This window comes from Isoptericola sp. NPDC058082 (genome assembly GCF_042885055.1).
Lineage (GTDB): Bacteria > Actinomycetota > Actinomycetes > Actinomycetales > Cellulomonadaceae > Isoptericola.
On record NZ_JBHVSQ010000002.1, the window covers coordinates 123417 to 135692 of the forward strand.

Annotated in this window: 9 protein-coding genes; 1 reads left to right on the forward strand and 8 read right to left on the reverse strand. The window is 77.8% G+C overall.

Translation table 11 applies throughout. From position 1 onward, the window contains the following. Positions 1 to 25: 25 nt before the first annotated feature. From ACFVS0_RS03555 to ACFVS0_RS03565, 3 genes are all read right to left on the reverse strand, one after another. The gene (locus tag ACFVS0_RS03555; RefSeq protein WP_430548928.1) at positions 26 to 1696 is read right to left on the reverse strand and encodes a DUF5719 family protein; all 1671 of its coding nucleotides are present in this window, start codon (positions 1694 to 1696) and stop codon (positions 26 to 28) included. Then, positions 1693 to 5085: a glycosyltransferase gene (locus ACFVS0_RS03560; RefSeq protein ID WP_430587183.1), complete on the reverse strand. Its 3393-nt coding sequence runs from the start codon at positions 5083 to 5085 to the stop codon at positions 1693 to 1695. Before ACFVS0_RS03560 ends, ACFVS0_RS03555 begins: the two co-directional genes overlap by 4 nt. An 88-nt stretch (positions 5086 to 5173) precedes the next feature. Next, entirely contained in the window at positions 5174 to 5509 is a 336-nt protein-coding gene (locus tag ACFVS0_RS03565; RefSeq protein ID WP_429733639.1) for a WhiB family transcriptional regulator, read from the reverse strand. A gap of 162 nt (positions 5510 to 5671) precedes the next feature. Here ACFVS0_RS03565 and ACFVS0_RS03570 point away from each other — a divergent pair, with 162 nt between their 5' ends. Further along, positions 5672 to 6436, forward strand: a complete 765-nt coding sequence (locus ACFVS0_RS03570; protein ID WP_430587184.1) for a TIGR03089 family protein — start codon at positions 5672 to 5674, stop codon at positions 6434 to 6436. A gap of 39 nt (positions 6437 to 6475) precedes the next feature. Here the strand turns inward: ACFVS0_RS03570 and ACFVS0_RS03575 are convergent, their stop codons facing one another. From ACFVS0_RS03575 to ACFVS0_RS03595, 5 genes are all read right to left on the reverse strand, one after another. After that, positions 6476 to 7279, reverse strand: coding sequence for a class I SAM-dependent methyltransferase (locus ACFVS0_RS03575; protein WP_430587185.1), 804 nt, complete (start codon positions 7277 to 7279; stop codon positions 6476 to 6478). 92 nt (positions 7280 to 7371) lie between these two features. Then, positions 7372 to 8340: a lysylphosphatidylglycerol synthase domain-containing protein gene (locus ACFVS0_RS03580; RefSeq protein WP_430584683.1), complete on the reverse strand. Its 969-nt coding sequence runs from the start codon at positions 8338 to 8340 to the stop codon at positions 7372 to 7374. Next, entirely contained in the window at positions 8337 to 9500 is a 1164-nt protein-coding gene (locus ACFVS0_RS03585; protein WP_430587186.1) for a glycosyltransferase, read from the reverse strand. The genes ACFVS0_RS03580 and ACFVS0_RS03585 overlap by 4 nt, the downstream gene beginning before the upstream one ends. Further along, on the reverse strand, positions 9497 to 10504 hold the full coding sequence (locus ACFVS0_RS03590; protein WP_430587187.1) for a glycosyltransferase family 2 protein: 1008 nt from the start codon (positions 10502 to 10504) through the stop codon (positions 9497 to 9499). Before ACFVS0_RS03590 ends, ACFVS0_RS03585 begins: the two co-directional genes overlap by 4 nt. Next, complete coding sequence (locus tag ACFVS0_RS03595; RefSeq protein WP_430587188.1) at positions 10501 to 12192, reverse strand: DUF2142 domain-containing protein; 1692 nt, start codon at positions 12190 to 12192, stop codon at positions 10501 to 10503. Before ACFVS0_RS03595 ends, ACFVS0_RS03590 begins: the two co-directional genes overlap by 4 nt. Positions 12193 to 12276 lie beyond the last annotated feature (84 nt).

Here is a 12276-nt window from a genome sequence, read left to right on the forward strand (position 1 = left end):
GCGCGGGGTCCGTCGGGCCGGGTCGTCAGCCGGCGTCGACGGTGCGCACCTCGACGGCGCCCGGGGTGGTGACGGCCGCGGTCGGCGCGACGGCGGCCAGCAGGGTCCCGGAGTCGTCGGTGCCGTCGTCGGCGCGGAGCACCGCGGCCCACGTGACGGCCAGGTCGCCGCTGCCCCCGTCGGCGCGGTCGACGCTCACCCCGGCGGGCACCGTGCCCTCCGCCGCCACGTCCTCGAGCGCGACGGGCGTCGTCACCCCTGCGGTGAGCTCGACGTCCTCGCTGCCGATCTCGTCCCCCGACGCGTCGTAGACCTTCACCGTGACGCCCGCCGTGCCCTCGGGGTCCACGTCGGGGCCGCGGTCGTCCGGCGCGGCGGCGAGCGTGAGGCCGGCCCGCACGCCCCCCGGCACCGCCAGCTGGCCCGCGGGCCCGGCGCCGTCCGAGCGGCGGACCTGCTGGGCCGCCGACCACGCCACGTCGTACGGGGTGCCGTCCACCACGGCGTCGTCCGGCTGCCGTCCCGGCTGGTCCGTCCGTGCGGCGCCCACGACCGGCACGTCCGCGTCCACGACCATCGTGTACCAGCCCTCGGGAAGACCGCCGAGGGGCACGTCCGTCACCACGCCGGGGTCCAGCTCCACCTCGTCGGCGCCGCGCAGCACGACCGGCCCCGACGGCCCGTACACGGTGACCCGCGCCGTCCCGCCCTGCTCGCCGGGCGCCAGGAGCCGCAGCCGCGGGGCGTGCGGGTCGTCCACGGCCTCGCCCCGGCTCTGCACCGCCCCGACCGCGAGAGACTCCCGCGGCGACGCGCCGGCCGTCAGCAGGTCCACCCCGGCCGGGAGCAGGCCGTCGATGGCCTGGGTCTGCAGGCTCGCGTTGACCCGGGCCCCGGCCGCGCGCACGTTGACCGCGAGCCGGTCCTGCTCCGGCGCCACCGACTCCAGCCGGGTCGTGACCTGCTCGTGCGGCGCGACGGTGAACGTCCCCTGACCGCCGAGGGCCACGGGGCCGCCCGGCCCGTACACGTCGAGTGCCACCGTGGCCGGCTGCTCCGACGGGTTCTGCACCGTGAGCGTGGCGGTCGACCCCACCTCCGTGCTGCCGCCCACCAGCCACTGCGACGTCGACGGGGCGGTGCAGACGCCCGCCCCGAGCCCGCGCAGGTCGCCCTGCGTCGTCACCGACCCCAGCGTCCCGGCCGCGCGGAACGGCTCGTCGGCCACCGGAGTCGCCCGCAGCACGCGGGTGGCGTCCACGCCACCCTGCCAGGCGGCCGCGGCCTCGCCCGTGGTGAGCGCCTCCGGGTCCTTGCCGCCGAGGGCGGTGGTGCGCGCGCCGTCCTCCGCGTCGCCCAGGACGAGCGCGCCCAGGCCGCTGGTCGTCGGCACTGGCGTGGCGTCGAACTGCTGGTCGCCGACGTCGGCACCGTCCGGCAGCGCGACCGGCGTCGGGCAGACGAGCGTGGCGTCCGCCGGCTGCACCCCGACGGTGCGCGTCCCCGCGGCCACGGCCTGCTGCTCCGCACCCGTCCACGACTGCGCCCACTGGTCGCCCAGCACGGCCACGGCCGCCAGCGCCCCGACGGCCGCCACCCCGGTGACCGCCGCCGCCGTCGCGCGCACGCCGCGCCGCACCCGGGTGGTCCGCACGTCCTCGTCCGCCTTCCCGGCGCGCTTCCGTGGCGCCGTCATCGTCCCCGCCGCCGTCCGACCGGCAGCGCAAGCAGCGCGTGCACCAGGAGCACCAGGCCGGCCGCGGCCAGCCAGGCCGTGCGGTGCGGCGCCTCGAACCACACCCGCACGTGGCCCGCCTCGGGGCCGGCCGCGAACGCCTGCGTCCCCCCGGCGTCCACGGCCGGGAGCCGCCGCCCGTCGAGCGTCGCGTGCCAGCCGGCGTCCGCCGTCTCCGCGATCCGCAGCGTGCGGTCCTCGCCGCCCTCGGCGAGCCGGCCGCCGGCGCTCGTCCCGTCGGACGGGACCGTCCGCACCGCGTCCTTCGGCGCGAAGAACGGGGTGGGCGCGCCGTCCTCCGCGGCGTCACGGGTGCCGTCGTCGGTGCCGTCGTCCTTCAGCACGGTCGCCCAGCCCGGCGCGGGCCCGTCGGTCGTGACGCGCCAGACGAGCGTGCCCTCCTCGGTCACCCGCGCGAGGCCCGGCACGAGGTCGAGCGTGGTGGCGAGCTCCGCGTCGCCGCCGGCGGGGACCTGCACGGCACCGATGCCGAGCGCCGCGAGCCGGTCGACGACGTCGGTCGAGCGCCCGGTCGCGACCTCCGCCACGACCTGGTCCAGCAGCGTGGTGTCGGTGCGCTCGGCACCGCCCACCAGGCCGGCGGCCCGGGCACGCACCACGGTGGAGGAGTCCTCGAGCCGGGTGCCGTCCGCGTGCAGCAGCGCGTAGTCGACCACCGCCGTGCCCGACGCGTCGGCCTCGCCGCCCGGCTGCACCCGGTCGACCTGCAGCACCCGGGCGGACCGCGGCGGCGCCTGCATCTGGGTGCCGACGGCGGGCACCACGGCGGTCTCGGCCGCGCGCAGGTCGCCCACCCGGCCGCCGGAGGAGCCGAGCGCCCACGAGGCGAGCTGAGCCACCGGCAGCGCGAGGGCCACGACGGCGACGACGACGACGCCCGCGGTCGCGGCCCGCCCTGCCCCGCGCGTCTCCCGGGCGACCGGCTCCGCCGTCGGCACCCGCCCGGCCGACGGCAGCGCGCAGATCGCGGCGGCGCCCAGCCCGAGCAGCAGCACCGACAGCCCGACGCCGGGCCAGCCGGTCACGCTCGCGGCCGTGCCGTCGGCCGCCGACCCGCTCGCCACCGCCGTCGCGACGGCGAGCACCGCCGTCGTCAGCCCCTCGGCCCCGGCGAGCCACGCCAGGCGTACCCCGCGCACCGCCCGGGGCCGGACCAGCGCGACGGCCGCCAGCGCCAGGACGGCGCCGCCCAGCAGGGCCGGGCCCACCACGGCCGCGCGGCCGAGCGCGCCGTCGGTCCCGAGCCAGGTCTCGAACCACGCGGTGTCCCCGGGCAGGCCGAGCAGCAGCTCCACGGCCGTGGGCGTGCCGGACGCGACCAGCGGGGCCCCGGGCTCGGCCACGAGCAGCCGCCAGCCGCCGTCCGACCACGTGCCGAGCACCTCGCCCCAGAACGGCAGCGGCACCACCACGGCCGGCAGCAGCACCAGCAGCAGGGCGCGCCACGCGCGGCGCACCAGCAGCGCGCCGACCGCGATCAGCACCGCGGCCACGGGCAGCAGCACCGGGGCCGCGCAGACGGCGACGGCCAGCAGCAGACCGGCGGCGCCGGCCGCGCCCAGGGAGCCGCGCCGCCGCCCGGGCGCGAGCGCGACGTCCCGCGCGTGCACCCCCACGGTGCGGAGCACGGCGACGAGCAGCCACGGCAGCGTGAGGTGCACGACGACCGCCCCCAGCCGACCCGAGCCGAGCGACGCGAGGAAGCCGGGCGCCGCGGCCCAGGCGAGCGCGGCCACCGCCCGCACCACGACCGACCGCGTCAGGGCGCCGGCCGCGAACCAGCCGCCGAGGGCCGCCAGGGGCAGCGCGACGAGGACCAGCGCGTTCACCGCCGTCTGCAGCCCGCCGCCGGCCAGCACGGCGAACGCCGTGAGCGGCAGCAGCAGCGGGTCGGCCGGCGCGCGGACCCCGAGACCGTCGCGCACCCAGCCCGACGTCGCCGCCTCCCACACGTCGCCCACGGTGCCGGGGGCCGGCAGCAGCCCGCCGCCCACGACCCGGCCGCCGTCGGCCAGCACGCCCTGCCACGGGCCGAAGAGGGCGACGTCGAGCGCCACCACGGCGACCACCACGACCGCCAGCACCGTGCGGCGCGTGCGCCCGAGCCGCCGCAGGTCGGCGCGCTCCAGCTCGCTCGGCGCCCATCGGGCGCGCTGCGCCTCGGCGCGGGCCAGACGCGCGTCCCGGCGTTCGCCGGCCACCTGCCGCCACGTGCCGAGCAGCGGCGTCAGCACCCGCCGCGGGAGGCGCCGGGTGCGGGCCGCGCGCCGTCGGGCGCGGTAGAGCGGCACCAGGCGCAGCGTCGTGACCACGGCCGCCACGAGCTCGTCGCGGGCGTGCGCGGGCCGCTTGAGCGCCAGCCGGTACATGGCCGCGAACGGCGCCCACAGGAGGGTGGCGAGCCAGACGAACGGCAGCAGGGGCAGCGGGGTCTCGACGAGCCGCAGGTAGAGCTGGCTGCGGCGGCGGGCGTAGCGGGACGCCTCGAGGTCGGGCGTCGTGGCCTCGCGCCCGCGCAGGCCGAGCAGCGAGGCCTGCGCGTGCTTCACGACGGCGTCGGGCACCACGACCACGCGGTGGCCGGCGAGCCGGGCCCGCCGGCACAGGTCGAGGCCGTCGCCGAACGGGCCGAGCTCCGGGTCGGTGCCGCCCAGCTCGGCCCACACGTGGGCCCGCACCAGGGCGCCCGCCAGCCCGACGGCGAGGACGTCCTCGCGGGCGTCGTGCTGCCCCTGGTCGATCTCGGTGTCGTCGATGCCGGTCATGCGGCGACCGAGCGGCGACACGGTGCTGCCCACCTCGATCAGCATGCTCGCGTCGGGGGCGGGCGTGCCGTCGGCGGCGACCGGCCAGCGGCGCTGCTTGCAGCCCGCGACGGCCACGGCGCTCGAGTGCTCGACGGCGCGCAGCAGGCGCGACAGGGCGTCGGGCTCGGGGGCGGAGTCGTCGTGCAGGATCCACAGCCAGCCGGTCTCCGGGACGCCGACGACCTCCTGGGCGCGGTCCACCGCCTCCCCGAGGCTGCGGACCCCCGACGCCGTGACGAAGCGGGCGCCGCCGAGGCGCAGGTCCGGGTGCGCGGTGGACTCCGACGCGCCCACGTCGACCACGACGACCTCGTCCGCGCCGCGCTCCTGCCGCGCGAGCGCGTCGAGGGTGGCGTCGAGGAAGCGGGTGCGGCCACGGGTCACGACCACGGCCGTCACCGTGACGACCAGCGGGACGGCACCGGTGCCGTCGAGCGTGCGGTCGGGCGCGACGGCGACGGTCGCGCCCGTGGGGGCGACCTCCCCGCCGGGGCGGGCTGGGATCGGGTGCGCAGCAGTCATCCTGCCCGCCATGATGCGACGGGCCCCGATCCGGTCGTGGGATATCCGTCCCGAGCGTGTCGGGCCGGACATCCCGTCGAGCGTCGGGTCAGACGGCGCGGCGCTTCAGCTTGCGGCGCTCCCGCTCGGAGAGCCCGCCCCAGATGCCGAACCGCTCGTCGTTCGCGAGCGCGTAGTCCAGGCACTCGGCCCGGACCTCGCAGGACGTGCAGACCTTCTTGGCCTCACGCGTGGACCCGCCCTTCTCCGGAAAGAAGGCCTCCGGGTCGGTCTGGGCGCACAGCGCCCGTTCCTGCCATCCCAGGAGCGTCTCGTCGTCGGTCGTAGCGTCGCCGAACAGCGGAAGCACCGGCGCGACGCGCTCGGGCTCTCGGCCGACGTCTGACGGGAAGACCCCCCGGTCCCCATCGAGCAAGTTCCACATGGCGTGCCCCTCCATGCCGTTCTCTAGGGAAACTGCATACCTGGAATTACACGCGTGTCCTTCGGAGGCGTCAAGTCGAAATGTGCTAGTGATTGCGATCTCCACTGCCCATTCACAAGCCTGGCGTCCTGTGCTAGCCCGGGCACTCGTAGGCTGACCTGCGTGAATCCGCTCCCCGCCGCCGGTCGCACCCCCACGACGATCTCTCAGGTGATGGATCTCGTCCTGTCCGACCCGGGGCGTCCCCGCCTCACCTGGTACGGCGACGAGGGCGAACGTGTCGAGCTGTCCGGAGCCGTCCTGCAGAACTGGGTGAGCAAGACCGTGAACCTGCTCGTGGAGGAGTTCGACGCCGCGCCCGGCACGGTCGTGACGCTCGACCTGCCGGCGCACTGGCGCGGCGTCCTCTGGGCGCTGGCCGCGTGGCGCTGCGGCGCCACGGTGGAGCTCGTGGGCGACTCCCCCGCCGCGGGCGGCGACGTCGTCGTCACCTCCCGGCCCGCCGCCTGGGCCGAGGTGCTGTCCGGACCGGGTGCCGCCGACCTCGTGGCGGTCGCGCTGCCCGCCCTCGCTCGGTCGTTCGACGGCGACCTGCCCCCCGGTGCCGTCGACGCCGCGGGCGCGGTGATGACGTACGGCGACGTCATCGGGTGGGCCCCCGAGACCGACCCGACCGCCGTGGCGCTCGACGACGGCACGGGCACCGGCCCGGTCGCCTTCGCGGACCTGGTGCCCGCCGACGGCACGCCGGGAGCCCGCGTGCTCGTCGACGGAGCCCGCCCGCTCGGCGTCCTGCTGCGCGAGCTGCTCGCCGTCTGGGCCGCCGGCGGCTCCGTCGTGCTCTCGTCCGCCGCCACCGCGGCCGGGCTCGCCGCCGACCCCGCCCGCCTCGACCGCCTGCGCGAGAGCGAGCGCATCACGGCCTGACGGTCACGGTGCTCGGGTGAGCGCCCGTCTCCTCCTGCGTCAGGAGGCGGCGCGGCCCCAGGCGACGAGCCCCGTGCCCGTGCGCGGGAAGGCGCGCTGCGCGACCCGGAACGGCCAGGTCGCGGCGGCCACGAGCGAGCCCTGCGCCGCCGTCGACGGCTGGAACAGGCGCCCGCTGCGGGCGGTGCGGTCGGCGGTGCTGCCCTCCTCGCGCAGGCCGGGGCGACGTCGCGCGAGCTGGTTGCGCGCCGCCTCCAGCGCGTACCCGAGGGGCACGCCGTACAGGCGCAGGCCGACGTCGGCCAGGCCGGCGTCGCGCAGCAGGGCCACGAGGGCGGCCGGGTCGTAGCGGCGGTAGTGCCCGACGGCCTCGTCCATGGGTCCGTACCGGCGCTGCCAGGCCGGTGTGGACAGCAGCAGCGTGCCACCGGGCCGCAGCCGCGCGGCCCACTCGCGGAGCGCCGCGGCGTCGTCCTCGATGTGCTCGATCACCTCGAACGCGCACACGAGGTCGAAGCGCTCGGCGGCGGGCAGGGAGTCGAGCGGGCCCTGCACGACCGTCCCGGGCACGCCCGCCTCGACGAGGCGCTGCTCGGCGGTGCGCGCGCTGTCCGCGTCGAGCTCGACGCCCGTGTACGCCGCGGCGCGGGCGGCGAGCCGGACGCCGACGGCGCCCTGGCCGCAGCCCACCTCGAGCACGCGGCCGGCGGCGCCCGGCAGCAGCGGTTCCACGATGTCCCACCGCAGGCTGCCGTACAGCGTGAGCGGGGGCAGGGCGGCGGCGGGGTTCGGCACGGGCGTTCCTTCGTCCTCGACGGCTCGGGCGGCGGTGTCCAGCGGCACCGTGCGGCTGCACGACGGCCGGGGCCAGCCTGCCAGCGCGTCGGCCGCGGCGGCACCACGCCCCGCCGAGGGGCGGCGCCTCTCCCGGGGTGCTACCTGGGCCGGGCGAGCGCCCCCAGGCCGGCGAGGGCGAGGTCGGCGAGCGTCACCAGCACCCGGCTGACCAGCACCAGCAGCAGCACCGCGGCGTGCGGCAGCGCCCCGGCCAGCACCGCGAGCAGCACCAGCTCGCGCGCACCGGCGCCCGCCGGCACGACGACGACGAGGAACCCGACCACCCACGCCAGCGCGTAGCCGCCGACGGCGAGCGCGACGCCTCGCGGGTCGGCGGGCATCCCGAGACCGACGGCCAGGACCCACACCTGCGCGCCGGCGAGCAGCCACCCGGCGACGGACCACAGCGTGGCGGCGCCGAGCCCGCGCCACCCGAGCGGGCGGTCGAGCGGGGGCCGGCGCGCGACGCGCAGCGCCCACGCGACCAGGCGGTTCAGCACGGGCGGCAGCAGGACGACGGCGACGGCGGGCAGCGCCCACAGCACCGGCCCGGCGGCACCGAGCGAGCCGGTCGCGACGAACGGCAGCGCGACCAGGCCGACGACCGCCCCGGAGACGACGCCGACGAGGGTGGCGACCGCCGTCGTCGTCACGGAGGTACGGCGCGCGATGCCGTGGTCGACACCGAGCTCGGCCGCCGCGACCACATTCCACACCCCGCCGGGCACGTACTTGCCGAGCTGGCTCAGCCCGAACACGCGCAGCGCGACGCGCAGCGAGGTCGGGGCGCCGAGGTCGGCGAGGACGACGCGCCACGACACGAAGGTGCACCCCACGAAGGCGACGGACAGCACGAGCGCGACGGCGAGCCGCTGCCACGAGAGCTCGGTCGCCGCGCGGGCGAGGTCGTCCCCCGCGGCCACGACGGCGTACACCGCGAGCCCGAGCGCGAGGACGAGGAAGCCCCAGCGCACCCACGGCGACCGCAGCACCGCGAGCGCCCGGCCGAGCCGCCCGGACGACGCGCCGGCCTCCCCCGCCGCGTCCCCGGCGGCGTCGCCCGTCACGGCCGGACCCCGCGCGCCGCGAGCAGCCGGACCAGCGGACGGGTGACGGCCTCGGGCCGGGCGAGGTCCCGCCCGGCCGCCGCGCGGCCACGCGCGGCGGCCAGGGCGCCCGGGTCGCGCAGGGCGAGCAGCCGGTCGGCGAGCGCCGTCGGGTCGGCGGGCGGGACGAGCTCCAGGTGGTCGCCCAGCAGCCGCCGCTGCGGCTCGGTGTCGGAGGTGACCACCACGCAGCCGGCCGCGAGGCCCTGGAACACCTTGTTCGGCACGACGCGCAGCCCCTTGGGGGTGGCGGAGAAGATCCCGAGGCAGACGTCGTGGGCGGCGACGAGAGCGGGCAGGTCGGCGGGCTCCACCCAGTCGTGCCAGGTGATGCCGGGCGTGCCGCGGAGCCGGTCGCGCGCGGCGGGCAGGTCCTGGCCGGACCCGGCGAGCGTGACCTCCAGGCCCCGCCCGCCGCGCGCGGCCTCCTCGGCCGCCCGCGGCAGCGCGACGGCCAGCGCCTCGGCGAGCACGTCGGTGCCCTGGAGCGGGGTGAACAGGCCGAAGAAGACGACGCGCAGGGGTCGGCCGTCGTCCGTCGCGCCGTCGCCGGGCGGACCGGTGCGGACGGGCGCGGCGTCGAACCACGCCTGCGGCGCCCCGACCGGGACCACGAGCCCGCGGCGGGCGCGGGCGGGCACGAGCTCGCCGAGCATCCGCAGGTGCTCGGGGGTGTCCAGCAGCACGACGTCGGCGCACGACGTGGCGACGCGGTCCAGGCCGCGCAGCAGCGTGACCCGTGCCCCGCGGGCGCCCCGGTCGGCGGCGGTGTCGCCCGCGAAGACGAGGTGGTCCAGCAGCACGGGCGTACGGCCGAACAGCAGGCGCGCGAGCACGACGTCGAAGTGGCCGAGGTAGCCGACGAGCACCGCGTCCGGGCGGCCGTGCGCCCGCCGGTGCGCCGCGACGTCCCCCGCGAGCAGCACCCAGCAGCGCAGCAGCCGCACGAGCAGGCCGGGCAGGCGCCACGGCTGGCGCAGCATCCGCACACGCTCGGCGGTGCTCAGGCCGAGCGGCCGGTCGAGCTCGCGGACCGTGTACCCCTGGTCGCGCAGGCCTGCGACGAGCACGCCGACGCGGGGGTGCCGGGCGGCGTCGTACGTGCCGAACGCGACGATCACGCGTGCGCGTCCTCGTCGTCCCGCGCCGCGCGCCGCTGCGCGTCACGGGCGCCGTCGTCGGGCCGCGGGCGGTACTGGAGCTCCTTGACCCGCTCGAGGGTCTCCTCCATCAGGGTGCGGTTGGTCCGCAGCAGGTCGGCGATGACGAGCAGGGCGAGGCAGAGCAGCGCGCCGACGAGCATCGCGCCGGCGAAGACGAGCGACTGCACGTGGCCGCCGGCGTCTCCCTGGGCGAGGAAGACGAGGAAGCGCACCGCCGGCACGGCCGCCGCGACGAAGAACACGGCGAAGAGCGTGAGGAACACCAGGTGCGGCCGGAACATGATCGCCGACCGCACGATGGCCCGCCCGGACCTGCTCATGTGCTGCCAGATGTTGGTGAACAGGCGCGACTCGCGCGTCTTCGCGTTGGTGGTGATCGGCAGGCTCGCGATCCGCAGGCGCTTGTTCCCCGCCTGGATGATCGTCTCCATGGTGTAGCTGAACTGGGTCACGACGTTCAGCCGCAGCAGCGCCGCCCGCGAGTAGGCGCGGAAGCCGCTCGCGGCGTCGGGCAGCGACGTCCCGGCGGCCGCGCTGACCACGCGGCTGCCGAACCGCTGCATCCGCTTCTTGAACGGGGAGAAGTGCTCGATCGTCGCGGTCTGGCGGTCCCCGACGACGATGTCCGCCTTGCCCTCGACGATCGGCGCGACGAGGTCGCCGATGCGCTCCGACGGGTACTGGTTGTCGCCGTCGGTGTTGACCACGACGTCGGCCCCGTGGGCGAGCGCGTAGTCGACGCCGTCGCGGAACGACCGCGCCAGCCCGCGCGTGCTGGTGTGCCGCACGACGTGCCGCACCCCGAGGCGGCGCGCCACCTCCGCCGTGCCGTCCGTCGACCCGTCGTCGATCACGAGGACCTCGACGCTGTCGAACCCCTCGACCTCGCGCGGGATCGTCGCGAGCACGAGCGGGAGCGTCCCGGCCTCGTCGAGGCACGGGATCTGGACGAAGAGCTTCATCGCGCATCCTTCGGGGCGCCAGGGGCCGCCGACGGCAGGGCGCCGGGGGCCGCGTCGGTCGACGACGCCGCGAGTCTACGGGGCCAGGGGAGGCCGACGACCAGACCCCCGACCAGCACGGCGGCCGCGACCGCCAGCAGCACGACGAGCGCGGGCCCGGGCAGCGGGCTCCAGGCCAGCCACCGGTCGACGGCGTCGCCGAACGCCTCGCCGGGCCCCCGGTAGAACGCGTCGAACGCCCACAGCAGGCCGCCGACCGCGGCGGCGAGGGCCAGCGTCACGACGACGGGCACGCCGCGCGCGAGGCGCCGGTCCGACCGTCGCGCGAGCTGCCAGGTCGCGATCGCCACCGCCGTCGCGAGCGCGACGACGCCGCCGAACACGTACCGCCCCTGGATCGCGACCAGGCGCCCGGTCTCGGCGTGGAAGTCCCACGCGTTGTAGGCGACGCCCGCCGCGAGCGCCGCGGGGGTGAGCAGCACGACGACGGCGGCCCGGCGCGCGCCGGGCAGGACGAGCGCCGCGAGCGCCGCGGCCATGAGGGCCACCGTGCCCCCGACCACCCACGCGCCGGCCAGGTGCACCTCGAGCCACGACAGGTTGCCGAAGAACGACTGCGCGAGGCGGCCCGCGATGATCGACGGGACGTCGGCGTCGGGCACGGTCGCGAGGATGTTCAGCTCGCGGGGCCGCCCGACCGGCTGCACGGCGCCCAGGGTGATCACGTTGCGCACCCACCACCACCCGCCGACGGCGAGCGTGACGGCGCCGGCGACGGCGAGGCGGCCGAGCCGACCGGGCCAGCGGCGGCCGCGCGCGAGCGCGTACGCCGCGACGACCATGGGCACCGCGAACGCGAGCATCACCTTGGTGAGCAGCCCCAGGCCGAGGACGACGCCGATCGCCACGGCCACGCGCCAGCGCAGGTCGCCCGTCACCACCCGCACGGCGAGGTACGTCGCGGCGGCGCACGCGAGGACGACGAGGGCGTCGTTGTTGACGGCCCCCATGACGTGCCCGAGCTGCGGCAGGAGGAGCGGGAACGCCCCGGCGACCAGCCCCGCCGACGGCGACCCGGTGGCGCGCCGCGCCGACTCGGCGGCGAGCGGCACGACGAGCGCGAGCAGCAGCGCGTCCAGCAGCCGCAGCGCGAGCGTGACCTGGTCCCAGCGGGCGTCCGTCAGGCCCGTGACGTGCAGCATGCCCGCGCCGAGCGCGTAGTAGGCGGGCGGGTGCTGCGTCATCTGGTCCACCTCGGTGCCCGACGACGCGTCGCCCAGCGCGTTGCCGGCGTCGACGCGGGTGCGGTCCTCGCGCGGCACGGGGACGACGTCGACGAACTGGCGGGCGTCCGCGCGGTGCTGCCACCGGCCCGGCAGGTCGGCGGGGTAGGCGGCCTCGTCCACCGCGGCCGTGACCGCCGGGGAGAAGTAGGCGTCCCCGGGCGGCGGCCAGCCGCCGCCGTAGGCGATCCGCAGCACGCTGTTGACGTGGTTCTGCTCGTCGGGCGAGCGGAACATCGGCGTGACCGCGGCCCACACCACCGTCCACGCCGCCACGACGAGCGTGAGCGCGGCGACGGCGCGCCGGTAGCGCCGGCCGGCGGGGGGCCGCGCGGCGCCCGTGCGGGGATCAGGGGTGCCGGTCGCCGCGGGGGCCGGGCGCGCGTGCGGCGTCGTGTCCGTCACGACCACAGTGTCCCCCACCTGGTGGCCGCCGGCCCCGTGCCGCCGCGCCCGGCCGCGAGGGTTCGCCCGCTCTTCATCTGCCGT

Coding starts and splice junctions, on each gene's coding strand:
- ACFVS0_RS03555 (WP_430548928.1), bottom strand. CDS start 1,696: ATGACGGCGCCACGGAAGCGCGCCGGGAAGGCGGACGAGGACGTGCGG.
- ACFVS0_RS03560 (WP_430587183.1), bottom strand. CDS start 5,085: ATGACTGCTGCGCACCCGATCCCAGCCCGCCCCGGCGGGGAGGTCGCC.
- ACFVS0_RS03565 (WP_429733639.1), bottom strand. CDS start 5,509: ATGTGGAACTTGCTCGATGGGGACCGGGGGGTCTTCCCGTCAGACGTC.
- ACFVS0_RS03590 (WP_430587187.1), bottom strand. CDS start 10,504: ATGAAGCTCTTCGTCCAGATCCCGTGCCTCGACGAGGCCGGGACGCTC.